This window comes from Georgenia sp. TF02-10 (assembly GCF_022759505.1).
Lineage (GTDB): Bacteria > Actinomycetota > Actinomycetes > Actinomycetales > Actinomycetaceae > TF02-10.
Genome location: NZ_CP094289.1, coordinates 2,287,930 through 2,307,973, shown reverse-complemented (window position 1 = coordinate 2,307,973; position 20,044 = coordinate 2,287,930). Strand labels below are relative to the sequence as shown.

Here is a 20,044-nt window from a genome sequence, read left to right as displayed (position 1 = left end):
ACAGGGGGGAGATGGACGGCGACGGCGGTGGGCGTGGTCCCGCCCGCCGGGACGGTCCGGCCGACGGCGACGGCGACCCTGACGCCGACGGCTTCCGCGACGGCGCCGGTGACGGCGGCCGGCTGCCCGTCGGCCGGTTCCTGCCGCCCGGGCAGCGGCTGGTGGACCAGGCGCCGGTCATGCACTACGGCCCCGTCCCGCGGCGCCGCCCCGACCGGTGGCGCTTCACCGTCGGTGGCGCCACCGCGGACGGCGCCGAGCACGAGTTCACGCTCGCCGAGCTGCTCGACCTGCCGCCGCTGGAGGTCGTCGCGGACCTGCACTGCGCGTCCGGCTGGTCCAGCCTGGACGAGCGCTGGTCCGGGGTGGCGGCCCGCGACGTCGTCGAGCTCGCCCCGCCGCGCCGGGACGTCGAGCACGTCCTCGTCTTCGCCGAGTTCGGCTACACCGCGACCGTGCGGCTGGAGGACCTGGTCTCCCCGCGGGCGGTGCTCGCCACGCACCACGACGGCGACCCGCTGACCGACGCGCGGGGGGCGCCGCTGCGCCTGGTCCTGCCGCACCTGTACTCGTGGAAGGGCCCGAAGTGGGTCCGCGGCTGGAACTACCTCACCGAGGTCGAGCGCGGCTTCTGGGAGCAGCGCGGGTACCACCTGCGCGGGGACGCCTGGCGCACCGAGCGGTACGCCTACCAGGAGTGAGGGCGGGTGCGCCGACGGCGACCCCGGGTGCGGGTGGCCGACCGCGATGCCCTCGCAGGCCTCGTGCCGGGCGGCACCACCGGGCGGTCGTGGGCGAGGCGCGACGCCGACGGCCCGGCCCCGTCAAGGGCCGCACCGTCCAGCGCGGCCTCAGCCCGGTTGCCCGCCCTCGTCGCCGGTGAAACGCTCGAGGCCAGGGCAACCAGCCCGGGGGGATACCGCCACCGCGGCGGACACCGCCCGCCGACCCCGCCGGTGACCGGCAGAGGGGCGGGACCGGCCGCGGCGCGTGCGCGGATCCCACCACCGAACCACCTCGGAGGACGTTCTCGTGACCACTATCGGCTTCATCGGTTCCGGACTCATCGGCGCGACCCTGGCGCGGCTCTCGATCGCCGCCGGGTACGACGTGGTGCTGAGCAACAGTCGTGACCCGAAGACGTTGCTCCCGCTCGTGGCCGCCCTCGGCACCGCCCACGCCAGCGCGGCGACGCCGGAGGAGGCAGCGAGAGCGGGCGACCTCGTCGTCGTCACCATCCCACTGAAGAGCTACCGCGACGTGCCGGTGGAGCCGCTGCGCGGCAAGGTCGTCATCGACACGAACAACTACTACCCCCAGCGCGACGGGCAGATCCCCCGTCTCGACGACGAGTCGACCACGAGCGGGCAGCTGCTGCAGGAGCACCTGCCGGAGTCGAAGGTCGTCAAGGCGTTCAACAACATCAACTTCCGACACCTCGGCGAGCTCGCCCGGCCCACCGGCGACCCGCACCGGGCCGTCCTGCCCATCGCCGGCGACGACACCGCGGCGAAGCAGACCGTCACCGAGTACCTGGACGCGATCGGCTACGACACGCTCGACGCCGGCCCGCTCGCCGAGGGATGGCGCTACGAGAACGGGCAGCCGGCCTACGCCCGCCTGTACGTCCCGGCGGGCGCGTCGCCGCAGAGCCTGCTCGACATGGGCCCCGGGCACCCGGCGACCCGCGACGAGGTCGCTGCCGCGCTGAGCGAGGCCCGACGGCGCTCCGACACCTGACGCAGCTGTCCCTTGGCACCCACCCCAACGCCCGCCTCCTCGCCCCCGGCCCGGCCGCGAGTTCGCTGGTTCGTGCCAAGCTCGAGGTCGTGCGCCGGGTTCGCCAGCTCTGACTAGCGAGCTCGGCTCGGACTGGCGAACTCGGCACCGTCCGGCGGCGCGAGCTCGCTGGTCCGAGCCGAGGTCGCTGGTTTGAGCAGGCGCCCCGAGCTGAGGTCACTGGTTTGAGCAGGCGCCCGGGCGCGGGCGCAACTCAGGACCTCGCGCACCGCCACCTTGCGCCCTCGCCCCGGCTCCGGCACCGGCGAGCTCGACGCATCGCGGTTGCTCGAGCTGCGAGACATACATGACCGCCGCGCGGGACCTGTGCCCGCTGCCCGGCGGGCGAACGGGAGATGTGCGGCGAGCTGACCACACGGACGCCCGGACGATGACGGCTTGGCCCGCCCCCGCGGCGGGCCAGGCCGTCGTCGGTCCCGTGACGTCGAGCAACTTCTGTGGCGGCCGGCAGCAGCCCCGCGGTGGTCGCCTACGCCCCACGGTGATTGACCACGCACCAGGGTGGTGAAATGCTCCAGGCATGGCAACCAGTGTGGAGAATTCCTCCACTGCGGACCTGCTGCCCCGGCTGCGCCGGCTCCTGCCGTCCCTGCCCGCCGGGCCGGCCGCCGTCGGCCGGCTGATCCTGGCCGACCCCGCCCGCGCCGCCCGGCTGACCATCCGCGACCTCGCGGCCGAGACCGGCACCTCGGACGCCACCGTCATCCGGCTCGCCCGCGCCCTCGGCCTGGCCGGGTTCCGGGACCTGCGGGTCGCCGTCGCCGGCGCCGCCGGCCGCCTCGCCGCCGGCCCGGACATCCTCGTCACCTCCGACGTCGCCCGCGACGACCCGCCGGCGGACGTCATCGCCAAGCTCGCCGCCGAGGAGCGCCAGGCGATCAGCGACACCGCGGCCGGGCTCGACCCGGCCACCCTCGCCGCCGTCGCCGACGCGATCGCCCGGGCCCGTCGCACCGTCGTCGCCGGCATCGGTGCTTCCGGGCTCGTCGCCCGGGACCTGTCCGCCAAGCTCGAGCGGATCGGCCTGGTCGCCCACGCCGTGACCGAGGGCCACCAGGCGATGACCACCGCCGTCGTGCTGCGCCCGGGGGACGTCCTCGTGGGCATCTCGGTCTCCGGCAGCACCGCCGACGTGCTGGACCCGATGGCCGAGGCGGCCGCGCGCGGGGCCACCACGGTGGCCGTGACCAGCCGGCCCCGCAGCGACATCGCCCGCGCCGACCACGTCCTGCTCGCCGTCGCCGCGCAGGAGTCCACGCTGCGGCCGGCCGCGATGGCCTCGCGCACCGGCCAGCTGTTCGTCATCGACGCCCTGTTCACGCTGGTCGCCCAGCGCCGCTTCGACGAGGCCAAGCGCGCCATCGCCGACTCCTACGCCGCGCTGCGGCCGCGGCACGCCGGCGCCTCCCGCCGGCCCGGACCGACCACCGCCGCCCCGCCCGCCCCGCAGGAGGACCACCCCGTGGGGCCGCAGGAGGACCACCCCGTGGGGCCGCAGGAGGACCAACCCGTGGAACAGCAGGAGGACCACCCGATGGAACCGACCGAGCACCCGACCGCCGGCCCGCGAGGGGAGCAGCCGTGAGCCTGGACCTGGCGAGCATGACCACCGAGGGCGTCGACCCGCGCTTCGCCGCCATCGACACCCTCCCGGCCGCCGAGCTGGTCGCCCTGATGAACCGCGAGGACGCCACCGTCGCCGGCGCCGTGGCCACCCAGACCGCCCAGATCGCGGCCGCCGCCGAGGCGACCGTGGCGCGCCTGCGCCGCGGCGGCCGGCTGGTCTACGCCGGCGCCGGCACCGCCGGGCGGCTGGGGGTGCTGGACGCCGCGGAGTGCCCGCCGACCTTCGCCACCGACCCCGGCCAGGTCCGCGGGCTGATCGCCGGCGGGCCCGCGGCGCTGACCACCGCCGTCGAGGGCGCCGAGGACGACGGCGACCGGGCGGTCGCCGACCTGCAGGCCATCGGCCTCGGCGCCGACGACGTCCTGGTCGGCATCTCCGCCTCCGGGCGCACCCCCTACGCCGTCGCCGCGGTGCGGCACGGCCGGGCGGTCGGAGCCTGCACGGTGGGCCTGGCCTGCAACGCCGGCTCGGCGCTGGCCGCGGCGGCGGACATCGGCATCGAGGTCGTCGTCGGGCCGGAGGTCCTCGCCGGCTCCACCCGGCTCAAGGCCGGGACCGCCCAGAAGATGGTCCTCAACCAGATCTCGACCGCCGCGATGGTCGGCCTGGGCAAGACCTACGGCAACCTGATGGTGGACGTCCGGGCCACCAACCAGAAGCTCCGGGCCCGCGCCCGCCGCATCGTCGCCCTGGCCACCGGCGCCCCGGACGCCGCCGTCGACGCCGCCCTGACGGCCAACGGCGGGGAGGCCAAGCGCGCGATCCTGGCGATCCTCGGCGGGCTGGGCCCGGACGACGTCGTCCGCCGCCTGGCCGCGCACGATGGCTCCCTGCGCCGCGCCCTTGATGGCCTCCCCGACGCCGGCCCCACCGGCCCAGGCCACGGCGGCCCAGCGCCCACCGGCCCACGCCCCGGCGGCCCGGCGCCCACCAGCCCAGGCCCCACCGGCCCCAACGAGACCCGAACCGAAGGAGTGAGTCATGGCTGACCCGAGCAGGACGGCCGCGGAGATCACCGCCGCCCTCGGCGGCGCCGGCAACATCACCGACATCGAGAACTGCATCACCCGGCTGCGGATCGGCGTGGCGGACGTCGCCGCCGTCGACACCGACCGGCTGAAGGCCACCCCGGACGTCCTGGGTGTCGTCGTCGACGACACCATGCAGGTGGTCCTCGGCCCGGGCCTGGTGGACGACGTCGCCCGGCACATGAGCGCCGCCGCCGACGCCCCGCTGACCGCCGGCCCGGCCGGGGCGAGCGCGGAGGACCTCAGCGCCCGCGGCGCCGAGATCAAGGCCCGGCAGAAGGCGCGGAACCAGACGCCGGTGAAGAACTTCCTGCGGCGCATCGCCAACATCTTCCTGCCGCTCATCCCGGCCCTCATCGCCGCGGGCATCATCGCCGGCGTCAACGGCATCCTGACGAACCTGGTCACCAACGGCTCCGCGCCGTGGCTCGCCGGCGTCACCCCCGCCCTCGGCGCGGTCGCCGGCGGGTTCATGAGCCTGATCGCCGTGTTCGTCGGGATGAACGCCGCGAAGGAGTTCGGCGGCACCCCCATCCTCGGCGGCGCGATCGCCGCGATCATCCCCTCGGCCGCCGTCGCGAACGTCACCGTGCTCGGCGAGGCGCTCTCCCCGGGGCAGGGCGGGGTGGTCGGTGCGCTGCTCGCCGCGGTCCTCGGCGCCTACGTCGAGCGCTGGGTCCGCTCGTGGGCCCCGCGCTCGCTCAGCATGCTCATCGTCCCCACGGTCACCGTGCTGGTCACCGGCCTGGTCACGATCTTCCTGCTGATGACCGTCGCCGCCTGGATCTCCACCGGCATCGGGACGGCGGCGAACTGGCTGCTCTCGGTGGGCGGGCCGGTCGCCGGGTTCGTCTTGGGCGGGCTGTTCCTCCCGCTGGTCATGTTCGGCCTGCACCAGGCCCTCATCCCGATCCACACCACGCTCATCGAGCAGGACGGCTACACCATCCTGCTGCCGGTCCTCGCGATGGCGGGCGCCGGCCAGGTGGGCGCGGCGATCGCGGTCTTCATGCGGCTGCGGCGCAACCAGGGCGTGCGCCGGACGATCAAGTCGGCGCTGCCGGCCGGGTTCCTCGGCGTCGGCGAGCCGCTCATCTACGGCGTGACCCTGCCGCTGGGCCGGCCGTTCGTCACCGCCTGCGTCGGCGGCGCCTTCGGCGGGGCGTTCATCGGCACGTTCGTCCAGCTCGGCACGACCGTGGGCTCCACTGCGATCGGCCCGAGCGGCTGGGCGCTCTTCCCGCTGGTCACCGGCTCGGGCGGGATCGGCCCGGCGATCGCCGTCTACGCCGGCGGCCTGCTCGTCGGCTACCTCGCCGGCTGGGCCGCCACCTACTTCTTCGGGTTCACCCGGGAGACGCTGGCCGAGCTGAACGCCGCGGACACCCTGACGACGGCGGAGCCTCAGGAGGCTGGCCCGGCGGACCTCGCCGGGACGCCGGAGCAGGTTGCCGGGCCGACGGCGGCCGGGCCGGCCTCGACGTCGGTGCCGGCGGGCAGCGGCCGGCGGAAGTAGACCCGGGGAGCGCGCCCGGGGCACAGCCGCCGCCCCCGGCCGCGCCCCTACACCACCGTCAGCGTGATGACGCTGCCGCGTGGGACCTGCCCGCCGCCGGCGGGGTCCTGCGCCCGGACGGTGCCGAAGAAGCCGCCGAGGACCTCCTGCACCTCCACCCGGAAGCCGGCGCCCTCCAGCGCCTGCCGGGCGGCCTGCACCTGCTGGCCCACGACGTCGGGCACCGCGACCAGCTCCGGGCCGAGGGAGATCACCAGGTCCACGGCGTCCCCGCGGTAGAGCTGCTCCGACCCGGCGGCCGGGGACTGCCGGACGATCGCGCCCTCGGGCACCGTGTCGGAGTGCTCCTCGGTGAGGTCGCCCACCGCCAGGCCGGCCGCCTCGAGGGCGGCGGCGGCGTCGGCGCGCGGCTCCCCGGTGACGTCGGGCAGGTCCACCGGCTCCCGGCCCTTGGACACCACGAGCGACACCGGGGTGGTGTGCGGGACCACCTCGCCCGGCGCGGGCGTGGCGGCGAGCACCGTGCCGGCCGGCGCGGTGGCGTGGAACTCCTCGGTGACCTCGCCGAGCGGCAGGCCGGTCGCGGCCAGCGCGGCCACGGCGTCCTCACGGGTGCCGTCGACCAGCGCGGGGACCTCCAGCTCGAGGATGCCGAGGGAGACGGACAGCTCCACGGTGCTGCCCTTGGCGGCCTCGCCGTCGGCCGGGTCGGCGGCGATGACGACGCCGGCGGGGACGTCGTCGTGGTGGCTGCGGGTGACGTCGGGCTCCAGACCCGCGGCGCGGACGGCGGCGACGGCGTCGTCCTCCGCCTCCCCGGCCACGGCCGGGACGGCGACCCGGGCGCCGGGGCCGACCTCGAACCACCACAGCGCACCGCCGCCGACCAGGACGACCAGCACGGCCAGCAGCGCGAGCAGCCGGGGCCAGGTGCGGCGCCGGCGCCGGGCCGGCGGGGCCGGGGGCTCGGCGGGGGAGATGGCCCCGATCGGCAGGGCGACGGTGCCGTGGCGGACCTCGACCGCCTCGGTCTCGCCCGCGCCGCCGGCCATCGCCGGGACGGGCTGCAGGTCCCCGGTGCCGGCGGCCGGCGCCGCGTCCGCCCGGCGGGCGAGCGTGGCGGGGTCCAGCGCGGCGGCGCACCGGCGCAGCAGGACGAGGGCGGCGGCGGCGTCGCGCGGGCGCTCGTCCAGCTCCTTGGCGGTCAGCGCCCCGACCAGCTCGTCCACCTCGGCCGGGACCCAGGCCACCGCCGTCGACGGGGCCGGGATGCGGGCGTTGACGTGCTGGAAGGCCACCTGGATCGGCGCCTCGCCGGTGAACGGCTGCCGGCCGGTGATGAGCTCGTAGAGGAGGACGCCGACGGCGTAGACGTCCGCGCGCGGGTCGGCGCGGCCCTGGGTGACGATCTCCGGGGCGAGGTAGGCGACGGTGCCGAGCACGGTGCCGGTGGTGGCCGCGGTCGCCTCGGTGACCGCCCGGGCCAGCCCGAAGTCGGCGACCTTGGGCCGCCCGTCGGCGGTGAGGAGCACGTTCTCCGGCTTCACGTCCCGGTGGACCAGCCCGGCCCGGTGGGCCGCGGCCAGGGCGTCGAGGACCTGCCCGGCGATGCTCAGCGCCTCCCCGAGCGGCAGCGCGCCCCGCTGGCGCAGCACGTCCCGCAGGTTCGGCCCGTCGACGTACTCCATCGCCAGGTAGCTGGCGTCGCCGGTGGTGCCCTGGTCGTGGACGGCGACGACGGCCGGGTGCGTGAGCCGGGCCGCGGCCCGGGCCTCCCGGCGGAACCGGGCCACGAACTCCGCGCTCTCGGCCAGGTGGGGGTGCATGACCTTCACCGCCACCGTGCGCTCCAGGCGCCGGTCGGTGGCGCGGTAGACGGTGGCCATCCCGCCGCGGGCGATGCGGGCGTCGACCTGGTACCGGTCGTCGATGAGACGGCCGATCATCGGGTCGAGGGTGGTGGCGTCCACGGGCGCGAGCCTAGCTGGGCGGGCCGGCCGGGAGCGGTGGGCTCGCCGGGCGGGGCGGGCCGGGATGACGGGGCCCGCCGGGGCGGGCCGGGCCGGGATGAGGGGCCCGGGCGCCGTCGGCCAGGGCAACGAGCGCGTGCTCAGCCGTCCGGCTCACGACCGCGTCCCGCCACCGACGGCAACGGCCCGCGGGTCGTGCCCGCGGGCCGTTCTCGCGAATCCGGAGGGACCGGCTCAGAAGCGGGCCATGTGCCCCCGCACCGTCGCCACGTACCGCTTGGTGTCCTCGTACAGGCCGTTGCGCTGGACCGAGCCGGCGCCCTGGTAGTAGCTCGCGATGGCGGTGTCGAGGTCGGGGGAGGTGCGCACGAGCTGACGGATGATCGCCACCCCGGCCACGACGTTGTCGTGCGGGTCGAGCAGGTTGAGCTTGCGGCCGACCAGCTGGGAGGCCCACTCGCCCGAGGACGGGATGACCTGCATCGTGCCGATGGCGTTGGCCGGGGAGACCGAGGCGTGGTTGAAGCCGGACTCGATGTAGGCGTGGGCCTGGGCGAGCGCGGGGTCGACGCCCATCTGCCGGGCCACCTGGACCACCAGGGCCTGCATCTGCTCGCGCGAGGGCACGCCCACGGCGAGCAGGGTGGCCTTGTTCGCGTTCGCCGCGCCGACGGTGGCCTCGGGGTAGGTGCGGCCGAGGAAGGTGCTGGGCACGAGCTGGTCGGTGGCCGGCTTGGCGGCGGTGCTCGGCGCCGGGGCGCCCGGGATGGTGAGCTGCTGGCCGACGTAGATCAGGGCCGAGGCGCTGAGGTTGTTGGCCGCGACGACGGCGGCCACCGAGGTGCCCCAGGAGCGGGCCAGCGCGGAGACGGTGTCGCCGGGCCGTACGGTGTAGCTGCCCGAGACGGCGGCCGGCGCGGGTGCGGGCGCGGGGGACTGGGCCGGGGCGGCCGTCGGAGCCGGGGCGCCGCCGCCGAGGCGCAGCTGCTGGCCGACGTAGATCCGGTCCGGGGACCCCAGGGAGTTCGCCGCGACGATGGCGGCAACGGTGGTGCCGTGCTGCCGGGCGATCCCCCAGACCGTCTCCCCGGCCTTGACCGTGTGCACGCCGGCCGCCGACGAGGAGGTGGCGGCCGGCGCCGCGGCCGGGCTGGCCGTGGGCGCCGGGGCGGCCGGGGTGCCGCCGCCGGTGAGGCGGAGCTGCTGGCCGACGTAGATCCGGTCCGGGGAGCCCAGGGAGTTGGCCGCGACGATGGCGGCGACGGTGGTGCCGTGCTGCCGGGCGATCCCCCAGACCGTCTCCCCGGCCTTGACGGTGTGCACGCCGGCCGACGGCGCCGGGGCGGCCGGCGCGGCGGTGCTCGCGGTGGCGGGGGAGGGGATCCGCAGCATCTGGCCCACCCGGATGAGCGCCCGGGAGTCCAGCCCGTTCGCCCGGGCGATGGCGGCGACGCTGGACCCGGTGCGGGCGGCGATGTGGGTCACCGTGTCCCCGGCCTGGACCTGGTAGGTCATCGTCGGCGTCATGGCGGGGCGGACGGTCGGCGCCGCGCTCGGCGGGCGGTGGACCACCGCCGGCCCGTTGACCGCCTGGGCGGCGTGCGCCGGCATGACCACGCCGACGGCGGTCGTGGCGGCCAGGGCGAGCCCGACGCCGGCGCGTCCGGGGGTGCGTGCTGCGGTGCGGGAGCGGCGCTTGGCCGTCATCGGTCCTCCATTGTCCTGCCGGCACCCGCCCGACACGTCCCCCGAGCGGATCGGACGTTCCAGCAGCGTGCGGCCGTGGCCTGTGTTAACGAACGTGACAGTAGCGACACATGTGGTGTGCCAACAAGACCGTCCGTGTCCCGATCGTTATGGTTCCCCGGTGAGCAGTCCCTCCGCCGACCCGCCACGTCCCGACGAGCAGCCCGCCCGGTGGCTCTCGGTGCCGGAGGTGGCCGACCTGCTCGGCGTCCGGCAGCGCGACGTCCGGGCGATGCTGCGGGACCACCGCCTCCTCTCCGTGCCGCACGGGCCCGACGGCGCCCCGGCCGTGCCGGTCGAGCTCCTCCAGGGCGGGGACGAGCAGGCGCCCGGCCCGCTCCCGACGCTGCGCGGCACGCTCACGCTCCTCGCCGACAACGGGTTCGACGACGAGGAGAGCTACCGCTGGCTCTACACCGTCGACGAGGAGCTGGGCAGCACGCCCCTGCAGGCGCTGCAGGCCGGCCGCACCCACGCCGTCCGGAGGGTCGCCCAGACGCTCGCGTTCTGACCCCGGCCGGGCTGGCGTTCTGGCTCGGCCCGTTGGGACGGGCCTACGGCCGGTCTACGCGTGCCGCCGGGTGAGGGCGTCGGCGAGCTGGCCGAGGACGGCGACGGCCGCGGGGGGCAGTGCGGACCCGTCCAGGGTCGACAGGGCCTGCTCGCGGTAGGCCTGGATGAGCTCCTCGTGGGCGGCGACCGCGCCGGTGCCGAGGATGAGGTCCTGCAGCTCGGTCATGTCCGTCGGCCCCAGGTGGGGGCTGCCGACCTGGCGCAGCCGGGCCCGCCCCTGGTCGTCGGCCCGCTCGAGGGCCAGCGCGAGGAGCACGGTGCGCTTGCCCTCGCGCAGGTCGTCGCCGGCGGGCTTGCCCGTCAGGCCCGGGTCCCCGAAGACCCCGAGCTCGTCGTCGCGGAGCTGGAACGCCACGCCGAGGGGGCCGCCGACGGCGGCCAGCAGGTCCAGGACCTGCTGGTCCGCGCCGCCCAGCGCGGCGCCGAGCGTGAGCGGGTGCTGGACCGAGTAGCTCGCGGACTTGTGCCGGATGACGGTCAGGGCGTCGTCGATGGGCCGCTCGACCTCGCCCCACGGGATGTCCTGGGCGCGGATGTCGAGGTACTGGCCGAGCGCCACCTGGGAGGTCATGACGTCGTAGATGTCCCGGGCGCGGCGGGCGGCCGCGGCGGGCACCAGGTCCCGGGCGCGCTCGAGCTCCATCGCCGAGGCGCCGAGCAGCAGGTCGCCCAGCACGATCGCGGCGGCCTGCCCGTAGGACTCCGGGCTGCCGAGCCAGGATCGCTCGGCGTGCTGGGCGGCGAAGTGCCGGTGCGCGGCGGGCATTCCCCGGCGGGTGAGCGAGTCGTCGATGACGTCGTCGTGCACGAGGGCGGTGGCCTGGAAGAGCTCGAGCGCGGACCCGGCGAGCACGACCGGCTCGCCGTACTCGGCGGCGTCGGCCGCCAGCCAGCCCGCCGCGCACAGCTGCGCCCGCAGCCGCTTGCCGCCGGAGAGGAGGTCCCGGGCGGGCTGGACGAACTCGGCCAGCGGCCCGTCGACGTCGCCGAACGTCTCGGACAGCTCGGAGAGGGCGGCCTGGACCCGGGCGGCGACCCGGTCGCAGAGGTCGGCGAGCGGGGCGGTCGGCATGGCTCGACCCTAACCCGCAGCACGCGGCGGCCCCCGGCCGACCCTCCGCAGCTCGCTCGGCACGTCCGGCGGCCCCTGCGGGGCACCCGGCCGTTCCGGCAGCTCGCCGGCCGCACGGCGGCCTCTGCAGCTCGCCCGGGCCCCGTCGGCCCTGCGCGGTCGACCAGCCGCCCCGGGCCGACCGTCCACAGCCGCCCGCCGTCCACAGCTCCGGCGGCGCTCCTGCGCGTTGCGTGGTGCCTGTGGGCGGCGCGGGTGGCCCGCGCCGAACCAGCGGTGCCATGAGCCATGGACACCACCGTGCTGCGCGCCTCCGACCCGCGCGACCTCATCGCTCACCTGCCCTACCGGCTGGGGTTCCACCCCGAACGCTCGGTCGTCCTGCTCGCCCTGCGTGGCAAGGGCCGGACCCAGACCGGCGGCATGATCGCCCGGACCGACACCATCGACCTCACCGAGGCTCGGGGCGGACGGGCCTTCGCCGCCAGTCTCGTCCGGCACATGCAGGAGGACGGCGCCGACTCCCTCCTCGCGGTCTTCTATGCCGACGGCACCGTCCCCGCCGCGCGCACGAACCCGACGGTCCGCGCCGCGCTGGCGGCCCTCGAAGAGGCCACCTCGCTGGTTCGACCGTTCACCACCTGGCTCGTCACGCCCGGCGGGTACGCCCACCTCGAGCCGTGCGAATGCTGCCCGTCGGCCGGACGGCCGGCCGCCGAGCTGGAGAGCAGCGCCCTCGCCGCCGACCTGGTCCTGGCCGGGTACACCGCCCTCCCGAGCCGTGCGCACCTGGCGCTCACCCGCACCCGCGACGCGGAGGCCCGGGCCGAGGCAGAGCGCGCGGCGGCGGCCGAGCGTGCCCGGGGCGTGGCGGCGCGGGCCCGGGCCGGTGGCGCGCCGATGGTGCGCGGGGCGGCCTTCGGGGTCCCCGGCGCGCGGCCGGCACGGGACCAGACGCCGCTGCGCGCGTGGCGGGAGGAGGGGGCGCGGCTCTGGGACACCGCCCTGACCGGCCGGCCGAGCGACCGGGACGCCGCGCCGTCCGACCGGCCGCCGGGCGGTCGGCGCGGCGACCGCCGGCCCGGGCACCGGAAGCACCACCGGGGCATGTCCACCGGCCCGGCCACCCCCGACCCGGCCACCCTCGGCCGGCTGCTGGCGTTCCTGGAGGACAAGGTGGTCCGCGACGCCGTCCTCACCAGCGTCGTGGACAGCAACCGCCGCTCGAGCGTGGCACTCCTCGACCCGGAGGCCGCCGACGCGGTGTTCGACGCTGCTCCGGAGCCCGAGCACCGCGGCGCGCTGGACGGCGCCACCACCCTCGTCGCCGCGGTCGCCGCGCATGCGGCGGAGGGGGCGGCCGGCCCGCCGCTCGGGCTGCTGGCCTTCCTCGCCTGGTGGGGGCTGGACGGTACCCGGGCCCAGGTCTACGCCAAGCAGGCCCTCGCCGAGGAGCCGGGGCACATCCTCGCCGAGATCGTCGTCGATGCGCTCAGCCACGCCATCTCCCCGCCCTGGTACCGGCGCTGACCCGGCGGCGGCGGGATGCCGACGGCCCGGTGACCCCGCGGGGACGGGCTCCGGTGACTCCGTGGAGGTCGGAGAGGTAGCTGCGCCCGGAACCGTCGGCCCTGGACGCGGCGCTGACGGCCGCCGACGGGTGGGGCCACGGACGCGCGCGGGTCCCGCGCCCGGATCGGGTACCGTCGCAGCCACCTTACGCGCGGGCCCTGGCCCGGGAACGGAGTGCGGATGTCTGTCGTCGTCGGCTACCTCGGGACCAACGAGGGCGAGGCGGCCCTCGACGCGGCGGTGGAGGAGGCCCGCCGGCGCGGGACGCGGCTGGTGGTCGTGCTCTCCGCCCGGCCCGGGGAGGACGACACGACCCTGGACGCCCAGGCCGACGCCCTGCGGGACCGCCTGGACGCCGCCGACCTCGCCTACGAGGTGCGGCTGCGCCGCGGCAAGGACGTCGCCGAGGAGCTCCTCGGCGTGGTCACCGAGACGTCGGCGGACCTGCTCGTCATCGGGCTGCGCCGCCGGTCCCCGGTCGGCAAGCTGATCCTGGGCTCCAACGCCCAGCGGATCCTGCTCGACGCCGCCTGCCCCGTCCTGGCCGTCAAGCCCGTCCAGTCCTGACGTCGTCCCGCCCCCGGCCGCGCGGGACCCGCGCCGGCCGGCCCGGACCGCCGAGGCCAGGGTGGCGCCCGCGCCGACCGGCCCGCCGAGGCGGGTGGTACCGTGCCGACGGACGCGCCCGCCGAGGCGCGCCGAACCCAACTGCATACCGGCCGCGACGAGCCGCCGCGGGAGAGCGCCGACGCGGCGCACCGAAGGAGCAACCACCCCCGGAATCTCTCAGGTCCCCGGACCGCGACGGCCAGGCCACTCTGGAATGCAGGCCACCGGCCTCGCCCACGGTGCAAGGCCCCGCCGGGCCGAAGCTCTCAGGTGCCAGTGACAGAGGGGGCGAACGGTCCACCGACGCCCGCGTCCCGACCCCGGAGCTCCTGATGGCCCCCGCGACCACCGCCCTGCACGCCGAGCACGTCGCCCTCGGCGCCACCATGACCACCTTCGCCGGCTGGTCGATGCCGCTGCGCTACACCTCCGACCTGGCCGAGCACGCCGCCGTGCGGGAGCGGGCCGGCCTGTTCGACCTCTCGCACATGGGCCAGATCGAGGTCAGCGGCCCGGGCGCCGCGGCCGCCCTGGACCGGGCCCTGGTCACCGTCAGCTCGACCCTGCCGGTCGGCCGGGCCCGGTACTCCCTGCTCACCGACGCCGACGGCGGCATCCTGGACGACCTCATCGTCTACCGCCTCGCCGAGGCGGAGTTCCTCATCGTCGCCAACGCCGCCAACCGGCTCCGGGTGCTCGACGAGGTCACCGGCCGCGCCACCGCCGACGGCGCCCGGGCCGGCGTGCACGTGGCCGACCGGACCGAGGCCCGCGCGCTCATCGCCCTGCAGGGCCCGGCCGCCCCCGGCGTGCTCGCCGCCCTCACCGACGCCGACGTCCCCGCCCTGCGGTACTACCGCGTCACCACCGCCACCGTCGCCGGCACCCCGGTGCTGCTCGCCCGCACCGGCTACACCGGCGAGGTCGGCTACGAGCTGTCCGTGCCGGCGTCCTCCGCCGTCGGGCTGTGGCGGGCGCTGCTCGAGGCCGGCCGCGCCGCCGGGGTGCAGCCCTGCGGGCTGGCCGCCCGGGACACCCTCCGCCTGGAGGCCGGCATGCCGCTGTACGGCCACGAGCTCACCACCGCCACCACCCCCTACGACGTCGGCCTGGGCCGCCTGGTGGACCTCGACCACGACTTCGTCGGCCGGGACGCCCTCGCCCGCCGCGCGGAGGAGCCGGCCCGCACCGCCCTGGTCGGGCTGGCCGGCACCGGCCGGCGGGCCGCCCGCGCCGGCGCCATCCTGCACGACGGCGACGCCCAGGTGGGCACGGTGACCTCCGGCGTCCTTTCGCCCACCCTGGCCCACCCCGTCGCGCTCGCCCACGTCGACCCCGCCGCGGCCGCCGTCGGCACCGTCCTGGCGGCCGACGTGCGCGGCACGCGCCAGCCGATGACCGTCGTCGACCTACCCTTCTACCGCCGCCCCGCCCGACCGCCCGCCCCATCCGACCGGCAGCCCAGCCCCGCCGCCGCCCCGCCCGAGGAGAACCGATGAGCCACCCCACCGACCGCCGCTACACCACCGACCACGAGTGGGTCGCCGTCGAGAACGACGTGGCCACCGTGGGCATCACCAGCTACGCCGCCGAGGCGCTGGGCGACGTGGTCTACGTCGAGCTGCCCGAGGTCGGCCGCACGCTCAGCGCGGGGGAGGCGTGCGGGGAGATCGAGTCCACCAAGTCGGTCTCGGACCTCGTCGCGCCCGCGGACGGGGAGGTCCTCGGGCACAACGAGGCCGCCGTGGCGAGCCCCGAGGGCATCGGCGCCGACCCCTACGGCGCCGGCTGGCTGTACCGGATGCGGCTGGCCGGCGAGCCGGCCGGGCTGCTGGACGCCGCCGGTTACACCGCGCTGGTGGAGGGGCAGGACGCGTGAGGAGCTTCGCCGACCGGCACGTCGGGACCACCGAAGCGGACCAGCGCCAGATGCTGGCCGCCGTCGGCGCGGAGTCCCTGCCCGCGCTGCTCGACGCCGCCCTGCCGGCCAGCATCCGGGAGGACACCGTCCCGGCCGGGCTGCCCGAGCCCGCCGACGAGGCCACCGTGCTGGCCCGGCTGCGGGCCCTGGCCGGCCACAACACCGTGCGCACCTCGATGATCGGGCAGGGCTACTACGACACCCACACCCCGCCGGTGATCCAGCGCAACGTCCTGGAGAACCCCGCCTGGTACACCGCCTACACCCCCTACCAGCCGGAGATCTCCCAGGGCCGGCTGGAGGCGCTGCTGAACTTCCAGACGATGGTCATCGACCTCACCGGGCTGGCGGTGGCCGGGTCCTCCATGCTCGACGAGGCCACCGCGGCCGCCGAGGGGATGCTGCTGGCCCGCCGCGCGGCGCGCGGCGCGGGCAACCGCTTCCTCGTCGACGCCGACACCTTCCGGCAGACCCGCGCGGTGCTGGAGACCCGGGCCGCGCCGGTCGGGATCGAGCTGGAGGTCACCGACCTGCTGGCCGAGCCCGACCTCGACGGCGTCTTCGGGGTGCTGGTCCAGGTCCCGGGCGCGTCCGGCCGGGTGCCGGACCGGGCCGCCCTGGAGCGGCTGACCGCGGCCGCGCACGACGCCGGCGCCCTGGTCGTCGTCGCCGCCGACCTCCTCGCCTGCACCGTGCTAGCCGGGCCGGGGGAGTACGGCGCGGACATCGCCGTGGGCACCACCCAGCGCTTCGGGGTGCCGATGGGCTTCGGCGGCCCGCACGCGGGGTACCTCGCCGTCCGCGAGGGCCTCACCCGCCAGCTGCCCGGCCGGCTCGTCGGGGTCTCCCGGGACGCCGACGGCGAGCGCGCGCTGCGGCTGGCCCTGCAGACCCGGGAGCAGCACATCCGCCGGGAGAAGGCCACCTCCAACATCTGCACCGCCCAGGTGCTGCTCGCCGTGATGGCCGCGATGTACGCGGTCTACCACGGCCCGGACGGGCTCCGCTCGATCGCCGAGCAGGTGCACGGGCGGGCCGTCGCGCTCGCCGACGCGCTGCGGGCCGGCGGGGTCGAGCCGGTGCACGCCACGTTCTTCGACACCCTCGAGCTGGCCGTCCCCGGCCGGGCGGAGGCCGTCGCCGCCGCGGCGCTGGCCCGGGACATCACCGTCTGGGTCGAGGACGCCGACCAGGTGCGGATCTCCACCGACGAGACCACGACGCCGGAGACGGTGGCGACCCTGGCCGCCGCGGTGCTCACGGCCGTGGGCGCGGAGGCGGACGACGGCGACCCGGCGGGCGGGGCCGCCGTCGACGCGGGCGCAACCCGCCCGAGCGATGGAGGCTCGGACGCCGTGGGCCCGGACGCAACCCGCCCCGACGCCGTCGGCCGCACCGACCCGGACGCCGTCGGACCGGATGGCGGCCTCCCGGCGCTGCCCGCGGACCTGCGGCGCACCACCGCCTACCTGACCCACCCGGTCTTCACCAGCCACCGCACCGAGACCGCGATGATGCGCTACCTGCGCCGGCTCGCCGACAAGGACTACGCCCTCGACCGCGGGATGATCCCGCTGGGCTCGTGCACGATGAAGCTCAACGCCGCGGTGGAGATGGCCGCCGTCACCTGGCCCGAGTTCGCCCGCATCCACCCCTTCGCGCCCGCCGCCGACGTGGCCGGCTACCAGGCCCTGGTCGGCGACCTGGCCGGGTGGCTGGCCGCCGCGACCGGCTACGACGCGGTGAGCCTGCAGCCCAACGCGGGCTCCCAGGGCGAGCTGGCCGGGCTGCTCGCGATCCGCGGGTACCACGCCAGCCGCGGGGAGGGCCACCGGGACGTCTGCCTCATCCCCGCCTCGGCGCACGGCACCAACGCCGCCTCTGCGGTGCTCGCCGGGCTGCGGGTCGTCGTCGTCGCCACCGACGAGAACGGCAACGTGGACCTGGCCGACCTGGACCGCCGGGTGGCCGAGCACGCCGCGGACCTGGCGGCGATCATGATCACCTACCCCTCCACCCACGGGGTCTACGAGGAGCACGTCGGGCGGGTGTGCGCGGCGGTGCACGACGCCGGCGGGCAGGTCTACATCGACGGCGCCAACCTCAACGCGCTCCTCGGGCACGCCCGGCCCGGGGCGTTCGGCGGGGACGTCTCGCACCTGAACCTGCACAAGACCTTCTGCATCCCGCACGGCGGCGGCGGGCCGGGCGTCGGGCCGGTCGCGGCCCGCGCCCACCTCGCGCCGTTCCTGCCCGGGCACCCGACGGCGCTGCCCGGCGGGCGGCGGGACGGGGCGGTCGCCGCGGCGGCGTACGGGTCGCCGTCGATCCTGCCGATCAGCTGGGCCTACATCGCCCTGATGGGCGGGACGGGGCTGCGCCGGGCCACCGGCGCGGCGGTGCTCGCGGCGAACTACGTCGCCGCCCGGCTGGACCCGCACTTCCCGGTGCTCTACCGCGGCCCGGGCGGGTACGTGGCCCACGAGTGCGTGCTGGACCTGCGCCCGCTGCGCGCCGCCACCGGGATCACCGTGGACGACGTCGCCAAGCGGCTCATCGACTACGGCTTCCACGCCCCGACCATGAGCTTCCCCGTCGCGGGCACGCTCATGGTCGAGCCGACCGAGAGCGAGGACCTGGCCGAGCTGGACCGGTTCTGCGAGGCGATGGTGGCGATCGCCGCCGAGGCGGCGAAGGTGGGGGCGGGGGAGTGGCCGCGGGAGGACAACCCGCTGGTCGGCGCCCCGCACACGGCCCGGTCGCTCACCGAGGAGTGGGACCACCCGTACACCCGCGCCGAGGCGGTCTACCCGGTGCCCGGGCTGCTGGCGGACAAGTACTGGCCGCCGGTGCGGCGGGTCGACGGCGCCTACGGGGACCGGAACCTGGTCTGCGCGTGCCCGCCGATGGAGGCCTACGAGCCGGTGCGCTGAGGGACGATCGGCGCGGCCGGGCGCGCGGCCGGTCGGCGCGGGCGTCGGTCGTCGGGCGTCGGGCGCGGCCGGTCGGCGTGGGCGTCGGGCGCGGCCGGTCGGCGCGGGGTGAGGGGCAGTCGGCCGGGCGCCACCGGCGCGCCGACGGGCGGCAGCCGGCCGGAAATACCGGCGGAGGCCCTGGCGTTGCAGGGAGTGACGGTCGAGGACCGGGGCGCGCAGCGGTTTTCGCGCGCTCTCAGGTTCGCCCAAGGTTATAATTGTAGGGCTGCCACGCTCCGCCGTCGGCCCCCAGATCCCCCGCCGAAAGGTTCTCTGTGTCCACCTCTGCCCCCAAGACCACCCGTCCGACCGGCACGTCCACCCTGGATGCGCCCGCGGAGGACTCGGTGGACGAGGTCCAGGAGCAGCCGGTGACCGCCGCGACGGCCCCGGCGAAGAAGGCCTCCACCCGTTCCCGCAAGTCCGGCGGCGCCGCCCGGCCGGCAGTCAAGACCAGCGCGGCGAAGAAGGCCACCGCCCTCAAGGCCGTCCCGGACGTGCCGGCCGAGCCGGCCGCCGCCGCGGACGACGCCGTCGAGGAGACCGGCTTCGTCGTCTCCGACACCGACGACGACGACGCCCCGGTCCAGCAGGTCGTCACCGCCGGGGCCACCGCGGACCCGGTCAAGGACTACCTCAAGCAGATCGGCAAGGTCGCGCTGCTGAACGCCGAGCAGGAGGTCGAGCTCGCCAAGCGGATCGAGGCCGGCCTGTTCGCCGAGGAGAAGCTCGCCACCGAGGCGGACGAGCTCTCGCCGAAGATGCGGCGCGAGCTGCAGTGGATCGCCAACGACGGCCACCAGGCGAAGAACCACCTCCTGGAAGCCAACCTGCGGCTGGTCGTCTCCCTGGCCAAGCGGTACACCGGCCGCGGGATGCTGTTCCTGGACCTGATCCAGGAGGGCAACCTCGGCCTGATCCGCGCGGTGGAGAAGTTCGACTACACCAAGGGCTACAAGTTCTCCACGTACGCCACCTGGTGGATCCGCCAGGCGATCACCCGCGCCATGGCCGACCAGGCCCGCACCATCCGCATCCCGGTGCACATGGTGGAGGTCATCAACAAGCTCGCCCGGGTGCAGCGGCAGATGCTCCAGGACCTGGGCCGCGAGCCCACCCCGGAGGAGCTGGCCAAGGAGCTGGACATGACGCCCGAGAAGGTCGTCGAGGTCCAGAAGTACGGCCGCGAGCCGATCTCCCTGCACACCCCGCTGGGCGAGGACGGCGACAGCGAGTTCGGTGACCTCATCGAGGACTCCGAGGCCGTGGTCCCGGCCGACGCGGTCAGCTTCACCCTCCTGCAGGAGCAGCTGCACGCCGTGCTCGACACCCTCTCCGAGCGGGAGGCCGGCGTGGTGTCCATGCGCTTCGGGCTGACCGACGGCCAGCCCAAGACCCTGGACGAGATCGGCAAGGTCTACGGCGTGACCCGCGAGCGGATCCGGCAGATAGAGTCCAAGACGATGTCGAAGCTGCGCCACCCGAGCCGCTCCCAGGTCCTCCGGGACTACCTGGACTGAGCACCGGCTCGACTGAGCACCGGCCGAGCCGAACGACGGCGGTCCCGATCATCGGGGCCGCCGTCGTCGTCGTTGCGGCCCGTCGTCCGGCAGACCCTGAGCGACGGATCCACTG

General features: G+C 76.3%; 15 protein-coding genes and 1 riboswitch. Of the genes, 12 read left to right on the top strand and 3 right to left on the bottom strand.

What is annotated here, in order from left to right; all coding sequences use genetic code 11:
* Positions 1-11: 11 nt before the first annotated feature.
* From MF406_RS10365 to MF406_RS10345, 5 genes are all read left to right on the top strand, one after another.
* A complete protein-coding gene (locus MF406_RS10365; RefSeq protein ID WP_242892904.1) occupies positions 12-701 on the top strand; it encodes a molybdopterin-dependent oxidoreductase in 690 nt (229 codons plus the stop codon).
* Between the two features lie 331 nt (positions 702-1,032).
* Complete coding sequence (locus MF406_RS10360) at positions 1,033-1,740, top strand: NADPH-dependent F420 reductase (RefSeq protein WP_242892902.1); 708 nt, start codon at positions 1,033-1,035, stop codon at positions 1,738-1,740.
* A 580-nt stretch (positions 1,741-2,320) separates the two neighbouring features.
* A complete protein-coding gene (locus tag MF406_RS10355; protein ID WP_242892900.1) occupies positions 2,321-3,385 on the top strand; it encodes a MurR/RpiR family transcriptional regulator in 1,065 nt (354 codons plus the stop codon).
* Positions 3,382-4,416: an N-acetylmuramic acid 6-phosphate etherase gene (murQ, locus tag MF406_RS10350; protein ID WP_242892898.1), complete on the top strand. Its 1,035-nt coding sequence runs from the start codon at positions 3,382-3,384 to the stop codon at positions 4,414-4,416. Before MF406_RS10355 ends, murQ begins: the two co-directional genes overlap by 4 nt.
* Positions 4,409-5,971, top strand: coding sequence for a PTS transporter subunit EIIC (locus MF406_RS10345; RefSeq protein WP_242892882.1), 1,563 nt, complete (start codon positions 4,409-4,411; stop codon positions 5,969-5,971). The genes murQ and MF406_RS10345 overlap by 8 nt, the downstream gene beginning before the upstream one ends.
* A 47-nt stretch (positions 5,972-6,018) precedes the next feature.
* Here MF406_RS10345 and pknB read toward each other — a convergent pair whose 3' ends face one another.
* Both pknB and MF406_RS10335 read right to left on the bottom strand, forming a co-directional pair.
* A complete protein-coding gene (gene pknB, locus MF406_RS10340) occupies positions 6,019-7,941 on the bottom strand; it encodes a Stk1 family PASTA domain-containing Ser/Thr kinase (protein WP_371744465.1) in 1,923 nt (640 codons plus the stop codon).
* Positions 7,942-8,175: 234 nt separating this feature from the next.
* The gene (locus MF406_RS10335) at positions 8,176-9,648 is read right to left on the bottom strand and encodes a LysM peptidoglycan-binding domain-containing protein (protein WP_242892879.1); all 1,473 of its coding nucleotides are present in this window, start codon (positions 9,646-9,648) and stop codon (positions 8,176-8,178) included.
* A 160-nt stretch (positions 9,649-9,808) separates the two neighbouring features.
* Here MF406_RS10335 and MF406_RS10330 point away from each other — a divergent pair, with 160 nt between their 5' ends.
* A complete protein-coding gene (locus MF406_RS10330) occupies positions 9,809-10,198 on the top strand; it encodes an Rv2175c family DNA-binding protein (protein WP_242892861.1) in 390 nt (129 codons plus the stop codon).
* Between the two features lie 54 nt (positions 10,199-10,252).
* On the opposite strand, the gene MF406_RS10325 is transcribed toward MF406_RS10330, so the two are convergent.
* Positions 10,253-11,332: a polyprenyl synthetase family protein gene (locus MF406_RS10325; RefSeq protein ID WP_242892860.1), complete on the bottom strand. Its 1,080-nt coding sequence runs from the start codon at positions 11,330-11,332 to the stop codon at positions 10,253-10,255.
* 288 nt (positions 11,333-11,620) lie between these two features.
* Here MF406_RS10325 and MF406_RS10320 point away from each other — a divergent pair, with 288 nt between their 5' ends.
* From MF406_RS10320 to MF406_RS10295, 6 genes are all read left to right on the top strand, one after another.
* A complete protein-coding gene (locus MF406_RS10320; RefSeq protein WP_242892847.1) occupies positions 11,621-12,862 on the top strand; it encodes a DUF4192 domain-containing protein in 1,242 nt (413 codons plus the stop codon).
* Between the two features lie 222 nt (positions 12,863-13,084).
* The gene (locus MF406_RS10315) at positions 13,085-13,471 is read left to right on the top strand and encodes a universal stress protein (RefSeq protein ID WP_242892845.1); all 387 of its coding nucleotides are present in this window, start codon (positions 13,085-13,087) and stop codon (positions 13,469-13,471) included.
* A gap of 158 nt (positions 13,472-13,629) precedes the next feature.
* Positions 13,630-13,716: riboswitch (glycine riboswitch) on the top strand.
* A 129-nt stretch (positions 13,717-13,845) separates the two neighbouring features.
* Positions 13,846-15,012 (top strand): glycine cleavage system aminomethyltransferase GcvT, encoded by a 1,167-nt coding sequence (gene gcvT / locus MF406_RS10310; protein ID WP_242892843.1) that lies wholly within the window; start codon positions 13,846-13,848, stop codon positions 15,010-15,012.
* Positions 15,009-15,392 carry a glycine cleavage system protein GcvH gene (gene gcvH, locus MF406_RS10305; protein ID WP_242892840.1) on the top strand — a complete coding sequence of 128 codons (384 nt, stop codon included), beginning with the start codon at positions 15,009-15,011 and terminating at the stop codon, positions 15,390-15,392. Before gcvT ends, gcvH begins: the two co-directional genes overlap by 4 nt.
* A complete protein-coding gene (locus tag MF406_RS10300; protein ID WP_256463887.1) occupies positions 15,389-18,367 on the top strand; it encodes a beta-eliminating lyase-related protein in 2,979 nt (992 codons plus the stop codon). The genes gcvH and MF406_RS10300 overlap by 4 nt, the downstream gene beginning before the upstream one ends.
* A gap of 317 nt (positions 18,368-18,684) precedes the next feature.
* Positions 18,685-19,929, top strand: a complete 1,245-nt coding sequence (locus MF406_RS10295) for an RNA polymerase sigma factor (RefSeq protein ID WP_305852951.1) — start codon at positions 18,685-18,687, stop codon at positions 19,927-19,929.
* Positions 19,930-20,044: the final 115 nt, after the last annotated feature.

Bases quoted from the DNA above. Each gene is read 5' to 3' on its own strand.
- MF406_RS10365 (WP_242892904.1), top strand. From the start codon at position 12: ATGGACGGCGACGGCGGTGGGCGTGGTCCCGCCCGCCGGGACGGTCCG.
- MF406_RS10355 (WP_242892900.1), top strand. From the start codon at position 2,321: ATGGCAACCAGTGTGGAGAATTCCTCCACTGCGGACCTGCTGCCCCGG.
- MF406_RS10345 (WP_242892882.1), top strand. From the start codon at position 4,409: ATGGCTGACCCGAGCAGGACGGCCGCGGAGATCACCGCCGCCCTCGGC.
- MF406_RS10335 (WP_242892879.1), bottom strand. From the start codon at position 9,648: ATGACGGCCAAGCGCCGCTCCCGCACCGCAGCACGCACCCCCGGACGC.
- MF406_RS10325 (WP_242892860.1), bottom strand. From the start codon at position 11,332: ATGCCGACCGCCCCGCTCGCCGACCTCTGCGACCGGGTCGCCGCCCGG.
- MF406_RS10320 (WP_242892847.1), top strand. From the start codon at position 11,621: ATGGACACCACCGTGCTGCGCGCCTCCGACCCGCGCGACCTCATCGCT.
- MF406_RS10315 (WP_242892845.1), top strand. From the start codon at position 13,085: ATGTCTGTCGTCGTCGGCTACCTCGGGACCAACGAGGGCGAGGCGGCC.
- gcvT (WP_242892843.1), top strand. From the start codon at position 13,846: ATGGCCCCCGCGACCACCGCCCTGCACGCCGAGCACGTCGCCCTCGGC.
- gcvH (WP_242892840.1), top strand. From the start codon at position 15,009: ATGAGCCACCCCACCGACCGCCGCTACACCACCGACCACGAGTGGGTC.